This window comes from Streptomyces omiyaensis, assembly GCF_014650895.1.
Classification (GTDB): domain Bacteria; phylum Actinomycetota; class Actinomycetes; order Streptomycetales; family Streptomycetaceae; genus Streptomyces; species Streptomyces omiyaensis.
The window spans coordinates 67,508-89,894 of the sequence record NZ_BMVV01000027.1 but is presented as its reverse complement, the minus strand read 5'-3'; the positions used below and the strand labels follow the sequence as shown (position 1 = coordinate 89,894).

The following is a 22,387-nucleotide window of genomic DNA, read 5'->3' as shown; positions in this document are numbered from 1 at the left end:
TGATCGCCTTGCTGACCTGCGAAAACACGCTGCTCACAACTTTCCTCGCCCGATCGGCCCGGGCCGTGGCGGACAACGCCCTGTCGGGTTGCCCGGTCCGAGCTTAAGCCGCAACGCCGAACGGGACTGCATCCGAGGGGCAGCCGGAAAGATTCCGTATGGATTGGGGGTCGCGGTCGGGATGGCTCTTTTCGAACGCTTACGATCCTCTGCGTGTCCAAACTGACCGACGTGCCCAAACGGATCCTGATCGGGCGGGCCCTGCGCAGCGACAAGCTGGGAGAGACCCTTCTCCCCAAGCGGGTCGCCCTCCCCGTCTTCGCCTCCGACCCGCTGTCCTCGGTGGCGTACGCGCCGGGCGAGGTCCTCCTCGTCCTCTCCGTCGCCGGTCTGTCGGCCTATCACTTCAGCCCGTGGATCGCGCTGGCCGTCGTCGTCCTGATGTTCACGGTCGTCGCCTCCTACCGCCAGAACGTGCACGCGTACCCGAGCGGCGGCGGCGACTACGAGGTCGCCACCACCAACCTCGGGCCCAAGGCCGGACTCACCGTCGCGAGCGCCCTGCTCGTCGACTACGTCCTCACCGTCGCCGTGTCGATCTCCTCCGGCATCGAGAACCTCGGCTCCGCGATCCCCTTCGTCGTCGAGCACAAGGTCGCCTGCGCCGTCGCCGTGATCGTCCTCCTCACGGTGATGAACCTCCGCGGCGTGAAGGAGTCCGGCAGCCTCTTCGCCATCCCGACGTACGTCTTCGTCTTCGGCGTCTTCTGCATGATCGCCTGGGGCGCCTGGCGCGGGCTCGTCCTCGACGACACCATGAAGGCCCCCACCGCCGACTTCGAGATCAAGCCGGAGCACCCGGGACTCGCGGGCTTCGCCCTGATCTTCCTGCTGCTGCGCGCCTTCTCGTCCGGCTGCGCGGCCCTCACCGGCGTCGAGGCCATCTCCAACGGCGTCCCCGCCTTCCGCAAGCCGAAGTCGAAGAACGCCGCCAGCACCCTCGCGCTCATGGGCGGCCTCGCCGTCACCATGTTCTGCGGCATCATCTTCCTCGCCCAGGCCACCGACGTCCGGATGGCCGAGAAGCCCGCCGAGGACCTGCTCCTGAACGGCGTCCCGGTCGGCGAGGGCTACGTCCAGGACCCGGTGATCTCCCAGGTCGCCGCGGCCGTCTTCGGCGACGGAACGTTCTTCTTCGTCCTGCTCGCCGCCGCCACCGCGCTCGTCCTCTTCCTGGCCGCCAACACGGCGTACAACGGCTTCCCGCTCCTCGGCTCGATCCTCGCCCAGGACCGCTACCTGCCGCGCCAGCTGCACACCCGCGGCGACCGCCTCGCCTTCTCCAACGGCATCGTGCTCCTCGCCGGCGCCGCCGCGCTCCTCGTCGTCCTCTACGGCGCCGACTCCACCCGCCTCATCCAGCTCTACATCGTCGGCGTCTTCGTCTCCTTCACCCTCAGCCAGATCGGCATGGTCCGGCACTGGAACCGGCACCTGCGGACCGAGCGCGACCCGGCCAAGCGCCGGCACATGATCCGCTCGCGGGCGATCAACGCCTTCGGCGCCTTCTTCACCGGCCTCGTCCTCGTCGTCGTCCTCGCCACCAAGTTCACCCACGGAGCCTGGGTCGCCCTGCTCGGCATGGTGATCTTCTACGTGACGATGACCGCGATCCGCCGCCACTACGACTCCGTCGGGGCGGAGATCGCCGCCGCCGAGGAGCGCCCCGACGAGTACGTCCGCCCCTCCCGGGTCCGCTCGATCGTCCTCGTCTCCAAGCTCCACAAGCCCACCCTCCGGGCCCTCGCCTACGCCAAGCTCCTCCACGCCCACGAGCTGGAGGCGCTGACCGTCAACGTCGACCCGGCGGAGACCAAGGCGCTCAAGGACGAGTGGGAGCGGCGCGGCATCAACGTGCCGCTGAAGATCCTCGACTCGCCGTACCGCGAGATCACCCGGCCGGTCATCGAGTACGTGAAGAACCTCCGCAAGGAGAGCCCGCGCGACGCCGTCTCGGTCTACATCCCCGAGTACGTCGTCGGGCACTGGTACGAGCACCTGCTCCACAACCAGTCCGCGCTCCGCCTCAAGGGCCGGCTCCTCTTCACCCCCGGCGTGATGGTCACCTCCGTCCCCTACCAGCTCCGGTCCTCCGAGGCCGCGAAGAAGCGGGCCCGCAAGCGGCAGGACTGGAACGCGCCCGGCGCGGTCCGCCGCGGCCCGGTCGAGAAGGCCAGGAAGGAACCGACGGCGAAGAGCAACTAGACTGGTGGGCTGCTGTGCGAACAGCAGCCCATCTCTCTTCTTCGCTACGGAGCCCCCGATCATGCAGAACACCCCTGTGACGTCCCTGATCGGGGAGGAGTACGAGGTCGAGGTCGGCCCGGTCGCCCACGGCGGCCACTGCATCGCCCGCACCGACGCCGGCCGGGTCCTCTTCGTCCGCCACGCGCTGCCCGGCGAGCGGGTCCGCGTCCGGATCACCGAGGGCGAGGAGACCTCCCGCTTCCTGCGCGCCGACGCGATCGAGATCCTGGACGCCTCCAAGGACCGCGTCGAGGCCCCCTGCCCCTTCGCCGGCCCCGGGAAGTGCGGCGGCTGCGACTGGCAGCACGCCAAGCCCGGCGCCCAGCGCCGCCTCAAGGGCGAGGTCATCGCGGAGCAGCTCCAGCGGCTGGCCGGGCTCACCCCGGAGGAGGCCGGCTGGGACGGCACCGTCATGCCCGCCGAGGGCGACAAGCTGCCCGCCGGCGAGGTCCCGCAGTGGCGCACCCGCGTCCAGTACGCGGTCGACACCGAGGGCCGGGCGGGCCTGCGCCGGCACCGCTCCCACGAGGTCGAGGTCATCGACCACTGCATGATCGCCGCCGAGGGCGTCTCCGAGCTCGGCATCGAGAAGCGCACCTGGGAGGGGATGGCCGCCGTCGAGGCCATCGCCGCCTCCGGCTCGAACGACCGCCAGGTCATCCTCACCCCCCGCCCCGGCGCCCGCCTCCCGCTCGTCGAGCTCGACAAGCCGGTCTCGGTGATGCGCGTCGACGAGAAGGACGGCGGCGTGCACCGCGTCCACGGCCGCGCCTTCGTCCGCGAGCGGGCCGACGAGCGCACCCACCGCGTCGGCAGCGGCGGCTTCTGGCAGGTCCACCCGAAGGCCGCCGACACCCTCATGAAGGCCGTCATGCAGGGCCTCCTGCCGCGCAAGGGCGACACCGCCCTCGACCTCTACTGCGGCGTCGGCCTCTTCGCCGGCGCCCTCGCGGACCGCGTCGGCGACCAGGGCGCCGTCCTCGGCATCGAGTCCGGCAAGCGCGCCGTCGAGGACGCCCGCCACAACCTCGCCCACTTCCCGCGCGTCCGCGTCGAGCAGGGCAAGGTCGAGTCGGTCCTCCCGCGCACCGGCATCACCGACGTCGACCTCATCGTCCTGGACCCGCCCCGCGCCGGCGCCGGCAAGCAGACCGTCCACCACCTCGCCGGCCTCGGCGCCCGCCGCATCGCCTACGTCGCCTGCGACCCGGCCGCCCTCGCCCGCGACCTCTCCTACTTCGCCGACCGCGGCTACAAGGTCCGCACGCTGCGCGCCTTCGACCTGTTCCCGATGACGCACCACGTGGAGTGCGTGGCGATCCTCGAGCCGGTGAAGAAGGGCGACTGACCTGGGGTTTCCTGGTCTCCGTGAGCTGCTCGACCTGTTTCCGGGCCAGCAACGCGTGAAGGCGCGTCGGTGCTGCTGAAGCAACCTGACCTGCAGTTTCAGTACGGGACGTCGCGGTCCTAGCTAGCGGCATCAGGGCTCTCCTCGGGCTGCTGACGCTCAATTGACGCACGTTCTGAAGCCCCATCACGTTGGCCCGGCCGCGTCCACGGACGCGACCGGGCCAACGGCTTGGTCGCCGACCCGCAAGCCGTTAGCCCTATGACATCGCGAATGCCAAGCCTGACTTTTGCCAATGACACTCACTCGTTGCCCTGTGGCGCCCCAGTAGCGGTTTCTCAGCGTCACTGCCAGCGGCAGGGTCGACGGAGCCCGTCGGGAACAGCGGTGGGCAGCCGGCGGCGGTCGCCCGGGAGTTTCCGGCCCGCGCAGTCGGCGCCCCGAGAATGAGCTGACAGTTGCCATCTCGAGATCTAGGGTCCATGACCCGTACTGCGTGATCCAGCCATGATCGACGCAGTTCTCGCCGACAGCCGAGGTGTCGTTCTTCGGCAGGTCGGGCCTTACTAGGATTACTCCAACCGATTGCGGCCCGACGGGCTTCCTGAATAGGACATGCCTCCACCCGCACGAGTCACTCGTGCCCTGGGGGAACCACCTCGTGTCCATGCTCCTGCTGAAACTGTCGGTGGAGGACCTGCTCACTCTGAATTCGCGTCGCAGAATGGTTCCGCACCTTGCTGCCCGATGGCGACACTTCAGGGGCGCGGACGCCTCATTGTCGGAACGTTCCGCGTGGGCGGAAAGCCTGGTGAGCCTGGCGAACGACCTGGTCGCGGCGGAGCGCGGCAACGTGGAGATGATCGTCGAATGTGCCGCCACGCTCGACGAGGTGAACCGTTCCGAGAACCCACGCCTTATCGACGTCGTTCTGGTGGGCCGACACCCGGAACGCAACGTGCCGTCGGTCCAGTTGGTCGAGCTGAAGCGCTGGTCGACGGTGACCAGGGTGGAGCAGGCCACGGCAGACCTGCTCTACGTGCCAGCCATGGACGAGGTGAAGCAGCACCCAGCACTGCAATTGCGCTCGTATTACGAGGCGTTCACGAGTGACAGGGGCCCATTCCGGCGCTCGGACTTCGAATGCGGAGGTTTCGCCTACCTGCACAACGCCGCGGATGATTCGGTTCGGCCCTTGATCGACGGGATGCGCCGACAGGTGCCTACGCCCGCGTGCACACGAGCGACCGGCGCGCACAATTGCTGTCCGACCTCCAGCGGCATTTCGCCGTTGAAGGCGCGGCCTCAGAGGCCGAGAGGATGCTGCAGAACATGGGGTTGCGCAACACCCCGCTGCTCGACGCGATGATCTGGTCCCGCGGGGCCGACACCGTCTTCACCCTCCGTGGGCGCCAGAAGGCAGTGGCCGACCAGGTCCTGGAATCGGCCGCCAAGGTTCTACCGGATCCCGAGCGTCCCACCTTGGTCCCGGACGAACAACGGGTGATCTTTCTGGTGACCGGTGGCGCCGGAACGGGAAAGAGCGCGATCGGACTGCAGATCAAAGCGGAGCTGGAGGCACAGGGCCGCACGGTCAACTACGCCAGCGGAAGTAGGGCGTTCAACGGTGCGCTCCAAGAGCACGTCCGATACGGAGACCGGGAGTCGTTCACATACTTCAGCAATTTCGTCAAACCACCGGAGCCACCCCTGGACGTGTTGATCTGCGATGAGGCACACCGGCTTCGCGACCGCTCGACGAATCGATTCTGGAAGCCCGAGGACTGGGGTACGGGCCCGCAGGTGGACGAGCTCCTCGCCGCTTCGCGACTGACGGTCTTCTTCATGGATGAAGGGCAGTCGGTGAGGCCGAACGAGGTCGGTACCGTACAGCTGATCAAGGAGGCTGCTGCCCGCCACGATGCCCGCCTCGTTGAGGTCGGCTTCGCGAGCAGTTCCGCTGTGGCGGCAGCGACGCCTACCCCCGTTGGGTGCGCGCCGTGCTCGGTGTGACGGACGAGGAGACCGAGTGCTGGCGCCCGGACGGCCTGATGCACGTCGAAGTGGCGGACACCCCTGAGGAACTCGAACGGATCATCCGTGCCGAAGCGCTGGCCGGTGCATCTGCGCGCATGGTCGCCGGCTATTGCTGGCCCTGGACCAAGCCACTCGGCAAGGAGAGGCGACTGGAGGCCGATGTGCGCATCGGCGACTGGCACCGGCCGTGGAACGCGGACAGCGACACCTTCTGCGCTGACGACGTGCCCCCGTCCAAGATATGGTCCGTGCACGAGAACGGCCTCGGCCAGATCGGTTGTGTCTATACGGCGCAGGGCCTCGAATGGGACTGGTGCGGCGTCATCATGGGCGAGGACATGGTGCGCCGAGACGGCCAATGGGTGTTCCGCCGGGGCAAGGAGCGCAAGGACGAGGAGTCCGACGCCAAGCGAGTGGCTCGCCCCGGCTCGTTCGACCCGAAGGTGAAGGCGGGCAGTGTCGACGACGAGGAATTCGCCCGACTCGTCCGCCACGCCTATCACGTGCTGATGACCCGGGCCAGCCGGGCAACAGTGCTCTACTCCACAGACGAGGAGACCCGGACCTACCTCAAGGAACTCGTCGGACCGGTCGAGCTCCACGCATTGCGTCCTACGTGGGAGAATCTGCCAGCGGAGGCGCGCAAGCCGCACCTGCCCCGACCCAGCGGGGGAAGACGCGGCAAGAGGAATCGGAAGGCGCGCAAGTCGCAGGGGCCCGATCTGACGCTGTTCTGACACGCTTTCGCGTTCGGTGTGAGTGGCCGGCTCACCGGGCCCGCCACCCCCCGCTCTAGAAGAGCAGACCCGCAATCGACAGCAAGGCCGTCACCACAAGACTGGTGACGACTCCGACGACGATTTCGATCAGGATCTCGCGGATCCGTTCACGACGCGCAGGCTTGTACTCGACCGAGGTCATGGCCGCTCCAATGCAGTGAGATCGGAATGGCAGGGGGACGCCCTGCGGGCATCCACGCTCGCGTCGTGTGTCGCCACACGACGGGCACAACCGTTCGTCGCTCAGGGGTCATTGGGGCAGGCGTACCGACCCTTGCCTCGTACCCTCCGGGAAGGTGCGCAGCGCGATCATGCTATCTCGTGGCCCGGCCCGCGCGTCGTGGTTTTCGCAGTGCTCCAGTGGCCGAGAGCGCCCTGATTTCCGCGGCGCCTCGAATGCGGTTGGTGCTCAAGACGTCGGAGGGATCAGCGTGCGGAGCTTCTCGCGAGTCTCGGGATCCGTCGAATAGACGACCGTCCCGATCATGCCCCGGGTGAGAAGCACCTTGTACGTATTGCGCACGAGGCGATCCACGTCGTCGTCCGATGTCGCCTTCGTGAACGAGGGATCCTTCGACGCTGTGCGGTCCACCACCCAGCGGTCGATCCGCCAGACGAGGTCCGGGCCCATGATGACACCCGACCAGTCGTACTCGAAGCCCTGCGCGGTGTACACACATCCGACCTGCCCGAACCCCTCGGGGGCGGTGGCCCACAGTGGCGCCGGCGGTGCGCCGAGCAGGGCTCGGTCACCGTAGAGGTTCCATGGCCTCGCCCAGTCACCGATGACCACGTCGGTGGGCAGCGCGTTCATACTGGAAGTGATCTTCGTCGTCCACTTCCAGCAGTAGCCCGCGGACATGCGGGCGCCGTAGCCTTGCGCCCGTTGAGCGGCCAGGAAGTCTTCGAGCTCCTGCGGGGTGTCGACGGTCATCAAACGGACTTTGTCGTCGGGCTCCCACACGGTGGGAGCTCGACCTTCGAGCCCCAGAAGGTCAACGACCCACCGCAGGTATGCGTCGCTGCCACCGCATCGGAACTGACTGTCCAGTTCCACCACGGTGCATGCGAGCCCCAATGCGGCGGCTGCTTCCCGAATCTGCTCCTCCGTCCCCATCTCGCCCGGTCGGACCACTTGGTGCTGGTCCAGCAGGAAGACCGGAACCCGAGCCGCTGCCATCAGCTCCGCCACCTGCGGTCGGCCCGTGCGGAGCGTCGCCTTCGTGTAGCGGTTGGCGGAGGTCTTGCGCAAGCGGTGCGCCTCGTCGCAGACAAGGACGTCGAGATCGTTGGGCTCAGCCTCCATGAAGCTGTTGAAATAGCGGAAGAGCCGCTGCACTTCGGGCTTGCGGGTGCCGGCGATCTTGCGCATCGTCTTGGTGAACGACTGCGAGCCGGTGGCATGCAGGGCGGGCACCCCGCGCCGGTAGAGGTCTCCGAGGAGAGACAAGGCGATCACACTCTTGCCGGAGCCCGGCCCCCCGGTCACCACGACGACCTGCTTGTGATCCGCTTGTCGCGCCCGCCGCACCGCGGCCATGACCGTCTCGTAGGCGAGCCGCTGTTCATCGAGCAGGACGAACTGTTCCCGGTCGCGCACCTCTGCGGCAGCAACGGCCATCAGCTGCCTCGACGGCCTGACCTTGGCCTGCAGCAAGGCATCGGCCGCATCCGCACCGGGTTTCGCGGCCAGGCGCGAACGCAGGTAGTTCAGGAAGGCGCCGCGCTGATCACCGGTGAACATCCGGCCGCGATCGTCTTCTGCGACATGGCGCAGGCCCGCCACTTTGGCCTCCGTGGCGTTGTGCAGGTATGCCACGCCGACGACCGACTTCGGATTGTTCTCCAGAGCCCCGTTGAACGAGGCCAGGTAGTCGCAGTAGCCGCGCACCTGCTCGATCGGGTTGAGGATCGGATGGTCGTAGGCGTCGATATGGCAGAGCAGCGGATCCTCCGGCTCGGGGTGGGCTTCGCTCCACTGCTTCAGTTCGACCACCACGTACGACGCCTCACCGGTGCCCGGATGCACGCCGGCCAGTATCACGTCAGCGCGCTTGCTGGTCAGCGGCAGCCCGTACTCCAGCAGCATCTCCACTTCGCCGAGCCCGGCTTCCACGAGCACGTTGGTGAGTGCCGGGATGCTGCGCTCCCAAGCCCGGACCTCCGCCGGCTGGGGCCGGTGACGGTGCTGGTGCAGGAAGTTCTCCGTCAGGAGCCGCGCCAATCGGCCCTCGACGTGGGTGCGGGTGGCCAGTGACGCCGCAGACTCACGGAACAGCAAGAGAATGCCCCCAGGCAGCACGAAGTCGCTCGTGCGGGTGGGGGCATGTCCTGGTTCCGCGAATGCGGAGCGGAAGCCTGTCGGGCCGCTGAGTCTGTCGCGGCCATTCTAGAACAGGCAGCGGATCAAGAGCCTGGCCTCACGTTTCAACGGGTGGACGCGGTGTGGAACCGTACGGTGTCGTGCAAGGCCGCTCGCGCGCCGTCGAAGTCGGCCAGTCGCGCGGCAACGGTGGCCACCGCGAGACGCTGGGGGAGCGCTGCTGAGAACTTCAGGCCGTGTACGGCTCGGTGATCGACATCAGGCAACACCAACGCGTTTCCGGCGTCGGCATCCGCACGCGCCACTCGCCACATGTCGGGTGTCAGGTCTTCCCTCAGCCGCACGTAGCAGTCCGTCGGTCGTTGAACGGGGTCACTGATCGACGGAAGGGTGGCGGCCAGTGTCGCGTTCGCTCGGTAGCCGGCCCACGTCCACCAACGCACATCCGTTCCCAGGCGGGTGATCAGGGAGCCGTCAGCATCCGTGATCTGCGGAGCATCTTCCCCACGCCACTCGGTCAGGCACGCCTCGGCCCGACGGGTCAGAGAAACCAGGGGGTCTGCTCCGAGAAGTACGTCGCGCATCGAGCGAGTCAAGGCGTACGAGAGACCGGCGAGGGAACCGCCCGTCCATTTGGCGACGCCACCACCGTCGGCCGGCTCGACGAAGGCCCGCTTGCGCCCCCAGTCGATGAACGTCACTTGCCAGCTGCGTCCGCCGAGCAGCAACCGGCGCGGGCCCGGCCGCTCTTCCGTCAGCACGGAAGGATCCGTCTGCCCGATCTCGGTGCGACCGGACAGAACCGTGAATTGCGGGGGAGCGGTGAAGGAAGCGGTCAATTCGATGAAGTGACGCCGCCCGAAGCGTCGCTCTGCCTCGGGACCGATGAAGAGCATGCTGCCGTCCTCGTCGAGGAACCCTTCCTCCACCAGGTGTCGCAGGATGGGAGCCGCTGACCGGTCGAACGGGGCCAGTCCGTTCCACATTCCTTGCCACGTCCGGTCACCGATGCGGTGCTGCTGGAGCGTGGCAGCGAGGAGCTGCTGCGCCACGAGGTGGCGAGGTTCTGGAGGCGGTGTGACCGGTTCGACCCAGCCGCGGCCCCAGAGCAGCAGGAGGGCGGCGGCTTGCAGCAGGGTGTCCTTGCCGGTAGCGAGGAAGAGACAGTTGCGAGTGGTTCCCGAGCGCCTGCCGGTACGGCCGATGCGTTGGAGGAAGGAAGCCACGGTGCGGGGCGAGTCGATCTGGATGACGCGGTCCAGGTCGCCCACGTCGATGCCCAGTTCCAGTGTGGAGGTGGAGACGATGACGCAGTCGCGTGCCTCCGCGAAGGCCTGTTCCGACCGGGCTCTTTCTTCGGCCGAGAGCGAGGCATGGGAGAGGAATACTGTCACTTCGCGCGCCCGCAGGGCGGCTCCCAGCTCCTCCACCTGTCGTCGGGACTCGCAGAACACCAGCCGCTTCTCTCCGCGGTGCAAGGCGGCGATCAGCTTGGACGCGTTGTCGAGCGACCCTACGTAGTCCAGCTCCACCTCGCCTGGAGGCCGGAGGTTCCCGATCGTGGGGGCGGCGGTCGGGGCGGCATCCGGGGTGAGGGTGAGGTCGGGGGCTACGACTTGCCCCGGGCGTTTGCCTGCACCGGAACCTTGGAGCCAGGTGAGGAGCTGTTGAGGGTTACCGACGGTTGCAGAGAGACCTACCCGCTGGATGGGGCGTCCCGTGACCTGCTCCAGACGTTCCAGAACCGCGAGCAGATGCCAGCCCCGGTCGTCGCCCGCGAACGCGTGCACCTCGTCCACCACGACTGCCCGGACCCCGCCCAGGAGGCGCGCGTGGTCGGTCTTGACTCCGATGAGCATGGCCTCAAGGGACTCAGGAGTGGTGAGGAGGATGTCGGGTGTGTCCGTACGGATGCGCCTGCGCTGAGACTCCTTCGTGTCTCCGTGCCACAGCTCGGCTCGGCGGCCGAGCCACTGAGCGTAGGAGTCGACGCGGACAACCAGGTTGTTGAGGAGTGCTTTGAGCGGGCACAGGTAGAGAACGGACGTTCCGGACCAGCCCTCGTGGGACATGGCCGACAGGATCGGCAGGCATGCTGCCTCGGTCTTTCCGCCCGCGGTGGGCGCGAGCAGTACGGCGTCCTCGCCGTCCATGAGCGGGTCGATCGAGGCCCGTTGCAGAGGCCGGAGGTCGGGCCAGCCGAGCGTGTTCACGACATGGTGGAGGATGATGGGATCGAGTCGGTCGACGGGGTCTGTGCCTTCTCGGTGGGCGCCGGCATGGGCGGACCCTCCACCCGCTTCGTCTCCACTCATCACACGTCCAGGTCGATGTCGTCGGCCGAGCCGGATGCCGCGTGATTGCGCTCCACGTCCGTGAGCTCGTTGCTCGTCACGGTCAGTCGGTAGTGCTGACGAGGGTCGAAGTCCTCGAACTGGTCGACACGGTCCAGGACGTCACCGACCAGCTTCTTGAGGAACAGCCGCGGCGCCACACCTGCCTTCCCCCCCAGGGCTCCGCCCACCGCGCGGGCGAGGTCGGCAACGTACGTGTCGTCGACGAGTGACTTCACGCGTTCCGGCGAAGCGGCACCTTCCGCGTAGAGGTCTCGAATGGTCACTCCGAGGCCGACCAGCGACTCCTGTGTGAAGCCCGGCAGTCGCACTTGCACCGCACGTGGGTTGTCGAAGCGCGGGTCGGTGGTGAAATCGGTGGCGAGGCGCTGGGCGAGAGGAGCGAGCCGCTGAACCCCCTGCTGGCCGTCGTAGAACGCCGGAGTTCCGGTGATCAGGAGATAGAGGCCGGGGAACCGGCCGGAGTGCACCTCGTCGATGAGCTGTCGAAGGGCGTTCAACGCCTTGTCCCGCGCATCCGAACGGACGCGCTGCAGCGTCTCGACCTCGTCCAGGACGACGAACAGGCCGTTGTGTCCGGAGTCGCGCAGTACGGTCAGGAGCCCTTGCAGGAAGCCGAAGGCCCCGAAGTGATCGAGGTCCCCGCGGACTCCGGCGGAGCGCCGGGCTGCCGCTGCCACGTGCGGCTGGCCGCCCAGCCATGCCAGGACTGCCGCTGCCGTCGCCTCGTCGCCCCCGGAGAGGGCTGACTTGTAGCCGCGCAGTGCCGTGGCGAACGAGGGTGCGTGCCGGGACACCTCGGTCAATCGTGCCGTCAGTAGCTTCTCCACCGCCTGCGAGAGAGCTTCCTCCTCCGCGCCGTCCGCGAGGGCGTCCTCTTCCAGGGTGTAGAACCATGCGTCCACGACCGGCCGGAGCGCGCTCGGGGGGAAGCTTGCGGTAGCCAGCCGCTCGGTGAGGCGCCGGTAAACGGTCTCCAGCTTGTGGAGGGGGGTCTCCGTCTCGGAGATCTGAATCTCCGCCAACGCGAAGCCCCTCCGCTTGGCCCGTTCGCCCAGCCACCGGGTGAAGAAGGTCTTGCCCGACCCGTACTCCCCGCGGACGGCCTTGAACACCGACGAACCGGAGGCGACCGTGTCGAGCTCGGCATCGAGTGCTGCCTCGAACCGGTCCAGGCCGGTGGCCAGGAGGTCGAGCCCGCTTTCGGGGACGGCGCCGCGACGCAGGGCGTCGATCACCGCACGGCGACGCGCCGCACTGGCAGGGGAGGGGCGGGAGGAAGCAGCGGTACTCACGTCAGCCAGTGTCCCATTCCAGTGGTGCCGGGCGGTTGGCCGAAGTCGACTGTTGGTGCAGCCAACCTCGTTGACCTCCGTGTCGCGTGATTGGTCTAATCGCCGCTCGCGTGAAGAACGCGCAGCACTGCGAGGGTGGGGAACAAGCACGTGGCCGGACTCGACAATGTGAAGCTCAAGGCGCTCCTGGCAGATGTGGCGTCGGGCTCTCTTCAGCTGCCCGACTTCCAGCGTGACTGGAAGTGGGACGACGATCGAATTCGCGCCATTGTCGCGACGGTGACGCTCGACTACCCCCTGGGCGTGGTGATGACGCTGGAGACAGGGGGCGACTCACCCTTCCGTGCCCGGTCGCTCACCGGTGCGCAGGTTGCGGAGGACGTGGCGCCCAGCCTTCTGCTCCTCGACGGGCAGCAGCGTCTCACGTCGCTCTTCCAAGCCCTCTTCCAGGACAGCCCCGTCGAGACCACAGATGCGCGTGGCAACTCTGTCAGGCGCTGGTACTACGTGGACATCGAGAACGCCATCGGCTCGCCCGCGGACCGCGACGAGGCCATCGTGTCCGTGCCGGAGGACAAGGTCCAGCGGTCCAATTTCGCCCGGAACATCGTTCATGACCTGACGACCGCCGAAGGCGAGTGCGCTGCAGGACTCTTCCCCCTCAGCATCGTCTTCGACACCGCGAAGGTGAATGCCTGGCGGCGCGCGTACGAGAAGGTGGACGACGGCCATTTCGACCGGTGGAGCCGCTTCGAGGAGCAGGTCCTGGAGCCCGTGCGCTCCTTCCAGGTGCCCATGATCAAACTGGCCGCCTCGACTTCCATGGACGCCGTGTGTGCCGTCTTCGAGCGAGTGAACACAGGGGGTGTGCCCCTCAACGTCTTCGAGCTCCTGACGGCGACCTACGCCGGTGACCGGGCCTACCGCGAGCGGACCGGCGACTACTACCAGCTGCCGCAAGTCTGGCGGGCGATCAAGGAAGACCTGGCCGGCCGTCATCCCGTGTTCGGACGGCTTGAGGCGGGCATCGACGACGGACTGAGCAGCAGCGATTTCCTGCAGGCCGTGGCGCTGGTGCGCACGTGGTCCCGGAAACAGGATGGGCAGGGCACCGGCGTCTCCTGCAAACGCCGTGACCTCCTTGAGCTTCCCCTGGCTGACTTCGAGTCGCTCGCGCCGCGGCTTGCCAAGGCGTTCGCCTGGGCGGGCGCCTTCCTTGAGAGGCAGTGCATCGTGCGCGCTGCCGAGCTGCCCTACCGCACCCAGTTGGTACCGCTCGCCGCGGTCAGGGCGATCCTCGAGGAGGCGACCGACACGCTCGGTGCGGAAGACATGATCACGCAGTGGTACTGGTGCGGCGTGCTCGGTGAGATGTACGGCGGCTCCACCGAGACCCGCTTCACGCGGGACGTCGAACAGCTGGTGGCATGGGTCCGGCGTGAGGGGCCCGCCCCGGAGACCGTCACCGACGCCTACTTCTTCCCGGAGCGGCTGGACACGCTCACCACCCGGAACAGTGCTGCCTATAAGGGAATCTATGCCCTGCTCATCAAACAGGGCGCTGTGGACTGGCACTACACGGAGACGCCGCTGAAGCCCGGCCTGATGGACGAGTACGGCGTAGACGTCCGGCACGTTTTCCCCCGAGCCTGGGTGCGCCGACAGTACGGCGGGGCCAAGACCTTCCCAGCCAACTCCATCGTCAACAAGACACCGTTGTCTCTGCGCGCGGCCCAGGCCCTCACCGGCGCACCCGGTACCTATCTCGACTCACTCGCCGCTGCCTCCGACATGCGCCGTGAGTGGTTCGACGACGTCATCGCGACGCATCTGATCGATCCGTACTTCCTGAGGACGAACGATTACGAGGCGTTCTACACGGCACGGGCCAAGCAGCTCGAGGACATGGTGTACGCAGCCATGGGCAAGCGGACGATCCTGCGCGACATGACCGACGGCAAGGCGGTCAAGTGAGCCAGAAGCCGAGTACCGAAGACCTTCTCGCGCTCAAGGGCACAGAGATCCCCCTCCGGGAACTGCTGGACCTGTTCGATGTGCGGGTGCGCCGGCCGTGGAACGTGCACGACATCGCGCAAGCACTGACCGACGCAGGGCTCGCCACTCTGCCGGACTTCGCCAACTGCGCTCCGGGCGAGCGGGTTCAGATCGTCGCCTTCGCCACGGCCGCGCAGGTCACGCCCGAGCCCGACGACGCGGACGATGCAGAGAGGGATCCGCTTCCGTCGGCCGCGCTGCCGCAGCGGCTCCGGATCGGCGATCTGCCCTCCGCACGCGGCGGGGTGCGATGCGTGTCCATCACTTCGGAGCTCTCTCAAGCGACGTACCTGATGCGCCAACGCGGGTACGCCCAGATACCCGTCACGACGGGCATGACGACCCTGCACGGAGTGATTACCTGGCGTTCCCTGGCCCTCATGTACGAGGTGGGTAAGGAGAGCAGCCTGGAGAACGCCATGCAGCAGGAGTCACTGCCGGTGGCCGACGCGCGGCAGGAGTTTTTCGCGTGCCTGCCCATGCTCTCGGAGCACGGCTACCTTCTGGTCCGAGGCGAGGACGGAAGTTTGTCCGGCATCGTGACCCAGGCCCATGTGGTCCACCGCTTCGAGAGCGCTGCCCGCCCCTTCTTCCTGCTCGGCGAGATCGAATCGCTCCTGCGCCGGTGGCTGGGAGCCAAGCTCGACGAAGAAGCGATCAGGGCGGTTCAGACGAACAAGAAGGCCGAGCACCGCTCCGGGAGGGTCGAGGATCTGACGTTCGGCGACTACGTCTATCTCCTCGACGGGGAGCAGAAGAAGCAGACCATGGCGCAGCAGGCGGACCTCAACTGGGCCGCGCTCCAGTGCGAATCCCTGGACCGCGGCCAGTTCGTCCGTCATCTGCAGCGTGTGAAGGACGTTCGGAACCGCATCGCTCATTTCGATGCGGAGCCTCTGCCTCTCGCGTCGATGCGGGAGCTGACGGCCTTCACCACCCTGCTGCGGGACTACGTCGGCTGACCCACCGCTTCACACCCTGAACTGCAGCTGCAGCAGACTCCTGTCGAGACGGAGTGTCCGTCCGTCCGGCAGGGTCTGCAGGACCTGAACTCCGTCGTAGTTGAGGACCTGCCGCAGCACCGCGGCGAAGCCGTCCGCGCGGGTGGCCGGGTAGTCGACGCGCTGCGCCACAGCCGTCACGGGCAGGGTGCCTCCGGCCTCCAGGAGTGCCCGGATCGCCTTCTCCAGCTTGTCCAGGGGCGGCTTCCGGGCCAGTAGTCCGACCTGGTCCTGGAACGCCTCGGAGGCGAGCAGTGCCGTGATCAGCGCGTCGTCCGGCGCGACCAGCACGGGTGTGACCAGGGCGCCCTCGTGTTCGGCCGCCGGAACCAGAGCGACGTCGAAGAGGGAGTCGTGCGTCTGGGCCAGTTCGGCCTGCGCCTTCGTCGGCTTGTGCCGGTTCTGCTTCTCCGGACGGGCAGCAGCCGACGCCGAGACCGGAACGGCGTTCTGGAGGGGCGTGTGCCCGTCGAGCAACCACCATGCCGGACGCTGATCACCCAGCTCTCGCCAGCCGCCGGGCGGAGTGGCGCCGAAAGGCAGGAAAGCGAGTACGGGGATGGTGAACTCACGCAGAGCCGCGCCGCCGTGGTAGCCGGCCTTGAGCGAGGTGTAGCGGGAGTCGGCGTCCCAGAGGGCGACGATCGAGCCGCCCGGCTCGGGCCAGACCACGCGGGGTCCCGACAGGGCGACCTCCGTGGCATCCAGGGGGCCGCCGGGGGAGCGGTGGCGGGCGGATTCCGGTACACCGGCATCCACCTTGACCCCGCGCCGGTCGACGACGTGGCCATGGTCGCTGGTGAGGATCACCGCCATGCCCTGAGCCGCGGCGACCCGCAGCAGATCGCGCAGCAGCCCTATCTCGTCGAGGTGCCAGGCCCCGTCACCGAGCTTCTGTTCCTTCGCGAGCCGGTCGTCGATGGTGTTCAGTACGACCGCGACGTGCGTGCGCCCGTCGGCGAGGGCCTCCGTGAGTGCCGGACCGAACGTGTCCCCTGAGCCGTCGGCACGCAGATCGTCCTTGTGGAAGACCGCGGCCGGCTCCCCGCCCCAGAAGGCGTGGGCGGGGAAAAGCCTCTTCTCCTCCGCCTGTGTGCCCTTCAGTAGTCGGCCCGCGAACAGGGACGTCCGGCAGACGGCCGTCAGCGTGGGCAGAGCCGCGGCCATCGCGCGACGGCGGGGTACACCCTCGTCCAGCGGATCGAACTCGGCCCACGAAGCACGCAGTTCCTCGCCCAGCTCAGAGGCGATCGCGGCACTCATCCCGTCGAGTACGAGCAGGAGCACGCGGCGGTCGGCCCCGCCCCGTACGACCGGCTTCACCACGCGGTCGAGGAAGGTCTCCACGGTCAGCATCGTGCCGGGTCGGGTTCCGGCAGCGGTCCAGCCGGCCAAGGCGCGAGCGAAGTCACCGTCGATCTCGTGGCGCTTGCGGCGCACCTGACGGCCGAGCGTGTCGTACGCCGACTTCAGGACGGGGTCCGGGTCGCCGCCGGCTTCGATGTGCTCGAGCGCCCGGTCCACCCACCCGGTTTCGGTGATGTGGCGTTGCAGGGCATCGGCCACCGTGTCCGAGGTGACGGCCGGGTCACCGGCCAGCCACTGGGCCAGCCGCCGACCCATCCGGGCCCGTTCCACCCGGGCCCGTGCCTCCGGCCCGTCGGCCTGCCTGTGCTGTCCCAGGGTGCGTACGGCGTCCGCGACGGCCTGGGGCTCCCCGGCGGCCAGAGCCCGGCCCACTGCTGCGAAACGTGCTTCGAGGCCCGCGGCCAGCAGCGCGCTGGCCTTGGCGGCATCCTCGGCGCCGAACTGGCGGACCAGCGCGGAGGCCCGGTCCAGGACGGTGTCACTGAGTCGGCGGGCCTCGCGCACCGCTTCCGCATCGCCGCCGGCGCGGGACGCGGAGGTCAGCAGCGCGGCCACGTACTCCTCGGAGGCGATCCCGAACCGGGACACGACGAGGTCGAGCTCCTCACCCTTGGCGAGGGGCTGCTCGCCCAACCATCGTTCCGCTCGCCCGCGAGCCCGGTAGACGGCGGCGTCCGGCTCACAGTGGACCCACAGCGCGGCGCAGACGAGCCCGAAGGCCACCGCGTCGGGGCCGTGTTCGGCCTCGACCAGCGCGAGGAGTGCCCGTCCGGCGTGACCCGCCTGGTCCTCCTCGCCGAGGAACGCGGACAGTCCCTCTCGCTCCGGACGGCGGAGCTTCAGCAGGAGTTCGGGCCCGCCGGCGGTCAGGGACCAGCCGAACAGCGTCTGCGGGTCCAGGGTGTCGCCGGCCGGGGCCCGGCCCGAGGACTCCGCCTCGCTGTCGTACCGGCCCAGCCGCAACCTGCGCAGGGCCAGGGAGGTGAGGGCGGTGCGCCGGGAGAGTATGCCGCCGGCGACGGGAGGCCAGCCGCCCTTCGGCGGGGTGGCGTCCAGCAGTGCCTCAGCGGCCCAGTTGGAATCCTTGAGCCGGGGATCGACCTGCTGGGCGCGGAACGCGTCGCGGACCACGTCCCAGCTGTCGACGGTGTCGACGCGCTTCTTGTGCGCGCGCGCCAGGATGGCGGGATCCAGCTCGTTCTGCTCGCGGTCGGTCAGGACGACGAGTACGGCCGGTCCGGGCACCGTGCCTCCGAGATGGTCCAGCAGCAGCTCGTGCACGGCCAGTGGCGACGGCGCGGCTGCGATGCGAGCCGTCAGCCCGTCCCCCCAGGAAGGCTCGGCCGGACCCTCCCACTGCGGTGCCGAGCGCAGCAGCACGGCACGGCGCCGGTCGTTGCCGCTCAGGGACGCGGTGAGGGAGCTCTGGGACGACAGGTACTGGGTGACGGTCGCGAGGTTCAGGCGCACGGCGACGGCGGGGGAGGCGACGCTCATCGGCCGACCACCCGCCACGTGATCTCCACGGTGACGCCGGGCTCGGCAGCGGCCAGCTCGGCCAGCTCCGCCTGGAGCTCGGCCACCGCGTGCGAGGCCGTCGTCGTACGCGCCCCGCTCGTGCGGTGCTTCCGGGCAGGGGCGGACGGCGCCGTCGGAGACCCCTCGTAGGGAATCCGCGGATCGCTGGTCTTCGTGTCCAGCGGAACATCGGCGGGGCTCTGAGGGCCGGGGCTCGGAGCCACCGGCGGGGAGACTGCACGGTTCCGCTTGAGCAGAGCCAGCACCTCGCGCTGGGTGCGGACGAGGGCTTCCTCCAGCTTGTCCGTGCGCTGCTGGTCGCTGCGGGCGACATTGCGCAGGGAGTCGAGGAGCGCCTCGCCCTCGGGGCCTTCGGCCGATGCCAGCTCCAGAGTGCTCCAGGAGGTCGCGGCGAGCGCTTCGGCCACCTTCCGGGCCTGCTTGACCGAGGTCCCGTACTGTTCGGCGGTCATCGCGCCGAGGTCGAAACGGGCGAGGGCCTCCACCGTCTTCTTCGCTCCGGCCGCTCCCTGGCCGGCCGTGCCGGTCAGGGCCTTGAGCAGCTCCACGGCCCGCCGGGCGAGTGCGAGGCGCCCGGTCTCGGCGGTCTGGTCGAGGTGCAGGAAACCGGCGTGCTCGCTCAGTCGCTCGGCCAGCTCGGCGGCGGCCTCCTGAACTCCGCGGGCTTGCTCGGTGATCTGCCGGGCGAACTGGTTGACGATGCGTCCGCGCAGCAGGGTGGGCGCCGACTGCCCGAAGACGGCCGCGAAGCGCTGCCTGGCGGCCTCCCAGTCCTCGGGGGAGGGCAGCGGCTGACTGCGCAGGGCGTCGCGGTCCTTGATCTGCGCCAGCTCGGGAGCCGGGTCGAGCGGCATGCCTTCGCGCACCCAGACCCGGTCGTCCATCTCGGCGAAGGCCGCCACGACGAGCCGCCCGAGGAAGTCCGGCAGCCCGCGCGGGGCCGGCTTGTCGGTCCAGTCGGTGAGCGTGATCAGGGTGAGGTCGCCGGTGGCGCCGTTCTCGCGGGCGAGCTGGCGGAAGTGGTCGGCCCAGTACGGGGAGAGCTCGAAGTACGCCTCCTTCTGCTGCCCGAGGCGCAGCGGCCCGGCGATCCGCTTCATCAGTTCCCTGTCGCCGGACGGAACCTCGGCGCGGCCGTCGCGGGCCTCGGCGGCGGCACGGACGTGCGTGAAGACCTTCTTGGCGTCGGTGGCCTTGACGACCGCCCCGGTCTGGGCGGGGTCGAAGTCCGGGTGGTCCGGGAACTGCGTCGCCAGCAGCTTGCCCGCGATGTGCCGGATGCCGTCGCGCAGCGACTGGCCGAAGGAGAGGGTGAGCCCGTCGACCTCGCGCAGCGATTCCAGGTGGTCGCCGAAGCCCAGCTCCACGTCCGTGGGCTTCTTCTCGGCGAGCCCGTACGCCTGCTTGAAGGCCGCCTTGACGGTCTTGAGCAGGGACTCGCGCTGGGTCTCCAGGAGCCCCTTGGCCCGGGTGCGGTTGTCGGCGTTCAGGTGGCCGGCGTACTGGCTGTCGAAGCGCTGGTCGTCGGCGAGGGCCTTGTCGATGACGACGAGGCGGCAGAAGTCCCCGTACCGCTGGCTGGAGAGGTGGGTGGGCAGCCAGGCGACGGTACGGGACCGCTCGCCCTGCTGCTTCTCGCGCAGGCGCCGGATGCGGTTGGCGTCCTCGACGGGGCCGTACTCGCCGTCATCGAAGGGCAGGTCGACGGCGATGCGCCAAAGACCGTCCTCACGGGGCATCAGGTCATGGTCGGGCAGCTCGTCCTCGTCCGCCATGTTCCCGAAGATCACCTCGACGGAACGGTTCGTACCACGCCAGACGAACTGCAGTTCTTCGACCAACTGGCCGTGGCTGACGTCGAGTTCCTCGGCGAGCAGCCGCTTGGCGAGGGCGAGGCGGTTGCCCGGGTTGTTGTTGACGTTGGCGTTCGCGATGACCGAGTCGACGTCGACGCCGGAGAGCTCCAGGCGGACGCCCGGGTTGGTGTCGGTACCGGTCTCCTTGATCTCCGGAAAGCGGCCCGCCCAGTCGGCGACCTTGTTCTTCAGGATGCCGTACTCGCGGCCGGGGATCGGGGCGACGACCGAGCCGTAGTTGAGCGCGGACAGCCTGCGGATCGTCAGATCGGCGAGGGCCGGCACGCTCGGCGCGAGGGCGGAGAGCAGGAGGGTGCCGATGATCCGGTTGTCACCGACGAAGGTCTTCACCCGGCCGCGCAGGGCCGCGTCGGTGATGCTGTCGGGGCGGTGGGTGTACTGCTCGATGACCTCCTCCGACACGTTGTACGTGGCGAGGAGGAACGGGCGCAGCTTGGTCCGGTACAGCTTGTCCGCCGCCTCGAAGACGACCTTGAGGCTGTCGGTGAACGGCTTGTCGCCGCCCGCGGTGATCAGCGGATACAGGTCGCCGACCGGGATGAGGTCGCCCAGGCGCAGCTCGTGGCGGTGGTCGGCGAGGAGCTGGCCCATCAGCTTCATGCCGGTGCGGTTGCGCTGGAGCGCGGAGGAGACGTGGACGAGGGTGTCCATGAAGGCGGGGGAGAAGGGGTAGGTGAGCCGGAAGCTCTCCTCGTCGGCGCCGACGCCGTCGGCCCCGCGGTCGGAGCCGAGGAGGGTGTCCCACACTTCCTGGCGGACCTTGCGGGTCTTCTCGAACTCGGCCGTGATGAGCGCGGCGGCCTCGGTGTTCTTGGGCTGGAGGAGGCGTGCGTGTGCGACCTGGGGGAGGTTGCGGTCCTCCAGGGTGATCTTGTCGAACCGGCCGGACGCCTGGTTGAGGGTGTCCTGGATGGAGGACTCTGCGGCCCCGGACAGTTCCTCGCCGACCAGCTCGCGCAGGTCGCGCTGGCGGGCGATGAACGAAACGATCGGGATGGCGCGGCGGGCATCGGCGCCCTCCACGAAGTTGGTGATCTTGCCGGCCTCGCGGCCCACGAACTTCTGGTCGTGGATGAGGGTGGCGAGCCAGAGGATCAGCTCGTCGAGGAAGAGGATCAGGCCGTCGTATCCGAGGGACTTGGCGTGCTCGGCGATGACGGACAGGCCGGCGTCGAGCGAGATGAAGCCGTGCTCGTTCTCGTGCGCGTTCTGGGTGAAGCCGGGCAAGAGGTTCGTGCTCGCGTCCTGGACCAGGCGGGCGCGCAGCTCCACGGGGGTGGAAGGGGCGACGAGGTTGAGCGCGTACCCCGACTCGTGGATCTCCTCGGCGGCGAGCGCGGTGTCGAGGAGGGCGGAGGTCCAGGCGAAGGACTCGCCCCACTCGTCGTCCTCGTCCGCATCCCCGCCGACGGAGCCGAGGCCCTTGATGACGGCCTCGTCGCCCATCCGCTCCCGCATGGCGTGGATGTCGGCGAAGAGGGAGTCGGTGCGGTAGACCCGGGGGGTCGGCGCCTCGGGGTGGAGCTTCTTGACGTGGCTCACGTACGTGCCGAGGACCCGCTGCTCCAGGGCCTTCGCGCCGAGCATGTGATACGGCACGAGCAGGAACTTCTTGCCGTCCGTGGTGAGCCACTCGTGCTTGGTCAGCACGGAGTCGAAGTCGGCGCGGCGGTGGGCGGCCGGGCTGCCGCTGAGCAGGGCGTGCAGCACGGCCATGAAGTGCGACTTACCGGAACCGAAGGAACCGTGGAGGTAGGCGGCCTTGGAGGTGTGCCCGTCGAGGGAGGCCTTGATGAGGCCGAGGGCCTCGTCGAAGTTCTCCAGCAGCCGTTCCGTGACGACGTAGTCCTTGAGCGCGAGCTCGGCACCCTCGGGGGTGGTGGCCTCGGAGAGCTGAAGGACGAAGTCGGACGTGGAGATCGACTCCTTGATGTTGATCACATCGCGGAGGAGGGGCGGCTGCTGGGCCATTGCGCGTCTCGCTCACCTTCTGACGGCCGTCGCCGTCGCTGTCCGTGCCGGTACCGGGACAAGTTCCTCGGGACATTGTCCGGCATCATCGCTGGTTACGGGGCTGATGGCCGGAAATCTCCCGTGGATCAGG

13 protein-coding genes are annotated in these 22,387 nt (G+C 68.5%); 7 read left to right on the top strand and 6 right to left on the bottom strand.

The features are described 5' to 3' along the window. Nucleotides 1–213 precede the first annotated feature (213 nt). From IE287_RS31595 to IE287_RS39535, 5 genes are all read left to right on the top strand, one after another. On the top strand, nt 214–2,265 hold the full coding sequence (locus IE287_RS31595) for an APC family permease (RefSeq protein ID WP_189852668.1): 2,052 nt from the start codon (nt 214–216) through the stop codon (nt 2,263–2,265). A 61-nt stretch (nt 2,266–2,326) separates the two neighbouring features. After that, entirely contained in the window at nt 2,327–3,655 is a 1,329-nt protein-coding gene (locus IE287_RS31590) for a class I SAM-dependent RNA methyltransferase (protein ID WP_189852667.1), read from the top strand. 661 nt (nt 3,656–4,316) lie between these two features. After that, nucleotides 4,317–5,024, top strand: a complete 708-nt coding sequence (locus tag IE287_RS39545) for a hypothetical protein (protein ID WP_373307935.1) — start codon at nt 4,317–4,319, stop codon at nt 5,022–5,024. Continuing rightward, nucleotides 4,976–5,668 carry a DNA/RNA helicase domain-containing protein gene (locus IE287_RS39540; protein WP_373307934.1) on the top strand — a complete coding sequence of 231 codons (693 nt, stop codon included), beginning with the start codon at nt 4,976–4,978 and terminating at the stop codon, nt 5,666–5,668. The genes IE287_RS39545 and IE287_RS39540 overlap by 49 nt, the downstream gene beginning before the upstream one ends. Then, nucleotides 5,647–6,429: a DNA/RNA helicase domain-containing protein gene (locus IE287_RS39535; protein ID WP_373307933.1), complete on the top strand. Its 783-nt coding sequence runs from the start codon at nt 5,647–5,649 to the stop codon at nt 6,427–6,429. Before IE287_RS39540 ends, IE287_RS39535 begins: the two co-directional genes overlap by 22 nt. A gap of 55 nt (nt 6,430–6,484) precedes the next feature. Here the strand turns inward: IE287_RS39535 and IE287_RS38865 are convergent, their stop codons facing one another. The 4 genes from IE287_RS38865 to brxD form a co-directional block, all read right to left on the bottom strand. Further along, nucleotides 6,485–6,613 (bottom strand): DUF6408 family protein, encoded by a 129-nt coding sequence (locus tag IE287_RS38865; RefSeq protein ID WP_229883862.1) that lies wholly within the window; start codon nt 6,611–6,613, stop codon nt 6,485–6,487. A 267-nt stretch (nt 6,614–6,880) separates the two neighbouring features. Further along, the gene (locus tag IE287_RS31580) at nt 6,881–8,752 is read right to left on the bottom strand and encodes a DUF2075 domain-containing protein (RefSeq protein WP_189852666.1); all 1,872 of its coding nucleotides are present in this window, start codon (nt 8,750–8,752) and stop codon (nt 6,881–6,883) included. A 146-nt stretch (nt 8,753–8,898) separates the two neighbouring features. Beyond that, nucleotides 8,899–11,109, bottom strand: a complete 2,211-nt coding sequence (locus IE287_RS31575; RefSeq protein ID WP_189852665.1) for a DEAD/DEAH box helicase — start codon at nt 11,107–11,109, stop codon at nt 8,899–8,901. Continuing rightward, a complete protein-coding gene (gene brxD / locus IE287_RS31570; protein ID WP_189852664.1) occupies nt 11,109–12,443 on the bottom strand; it encodes a BREX system ATP-binding protein BrxD in 1,335 nt (444 codons plus the stop codon). The genes IE287_RS31575 and brxD overlap by 1 nt, the downstream gene beginning before the upstream one ends. Nucleotides 12,444–12,593: 150 nt before the next feature. Between brxD and IE287_RS31565 the strand changes: the two genes are divergently transcribed. Beyond that, on the top strand, nt 12,594–14,417 hold the full coding sequence (locus tag IE287_RS31565) for a GmrSD restriction endonuclease domain-containing protein (protein ID WP_189852663.1): 1,824 nt from the start codon (nt 12,594–12,596) through the stop codon (nt 14,415–14,417). After that, a complete protein-coding gene (locus IE287_RS31560; RefSeq protein ID WP_189852662.1) occupies nt 14,414–15,460 on the top strand; it encodes a CBS domain-containing protein in 1,047 nt (348 codons plus the stop codon). The genes IE287_RS31565 and IE287_RS31560 overlap by 4 nt, the downstream gene beginning before the upstream one ends. Before the next feature lie 9 nt (nt 15,461–15,469). Here the strand turns inward: IE287_RS31560 and pglZ are convergent, their stop codons facing one another. Next, complete coding sequence (gene pglZ / locus IE287_RS31555) at nt 15,470–18,364, bottom strand: BREX-2 system phosphatase PglZ (protein ID WP_189852661.1); 2,895 nt, start codon at nt 18,362–18,364, stop codon at nt 15,470–15,472. Further along, a complete protein-coding gene (pglY, locus tag IE287_RS31550; RefSeq protein ID WP_189852660.1) occupies nt 18,361–22,254 on the bottom strand; it encodes a BREX-2 system ATPase PglY in 3,894 nt (1,297 codons plus the stop codon). Before pglY ends, pglZ begins: the two co-directional genes overlap by 4 nt. Nucleotides 22,255–22,387 lie beyond the last annotated feature (133 nt).

Bases quoted from the DNA above. Each gene is read 5' to 3' on its own strand.
- IE287_RS31590 (WP_189852667.1), top strand. From the start codon at position 2,327: ATGCAGAACACCCCTGTGACGTCCCTGATCGGGGAGGAGTACGAGGTC.
- IE287_RS39540 (WP_373307934.1), top strand. From the start codon at position 4,976: ATGCTGCAGAACATGGGGTTGCGCAACACCCCGCTGCTCGACGCGATG.
- IE287_RS38865 (WP_229883862.1), bottom strand. From the start codon at position 6,613: ATGACCTCGGTCGAGTACAAGCCTGCGCGTCGTGAACGGATCCGCGAG.
- IE287_RS31575 (WP_189852665.1), bottom strand. From the start codon at position 11,109: ATGAGTGGAGACGAAGCGGGTGGAGGGTCCGCCCATGCCGGCGCCCAC.
- pglZ (WP_189852661.1), bottom strand. From the start codon at position 18,364: ATGAGCGTCGCCTCCCCCGCCGTCGCCGTGCGCCTGAACCTCGCGACC.
- pglY (WP_189852660.1), bottom strand. From the start codon at position 22,254: ATGGCCCAGCAGCCGCCCCTCCTCCGCGATGTGATCAACATCAAGGAG.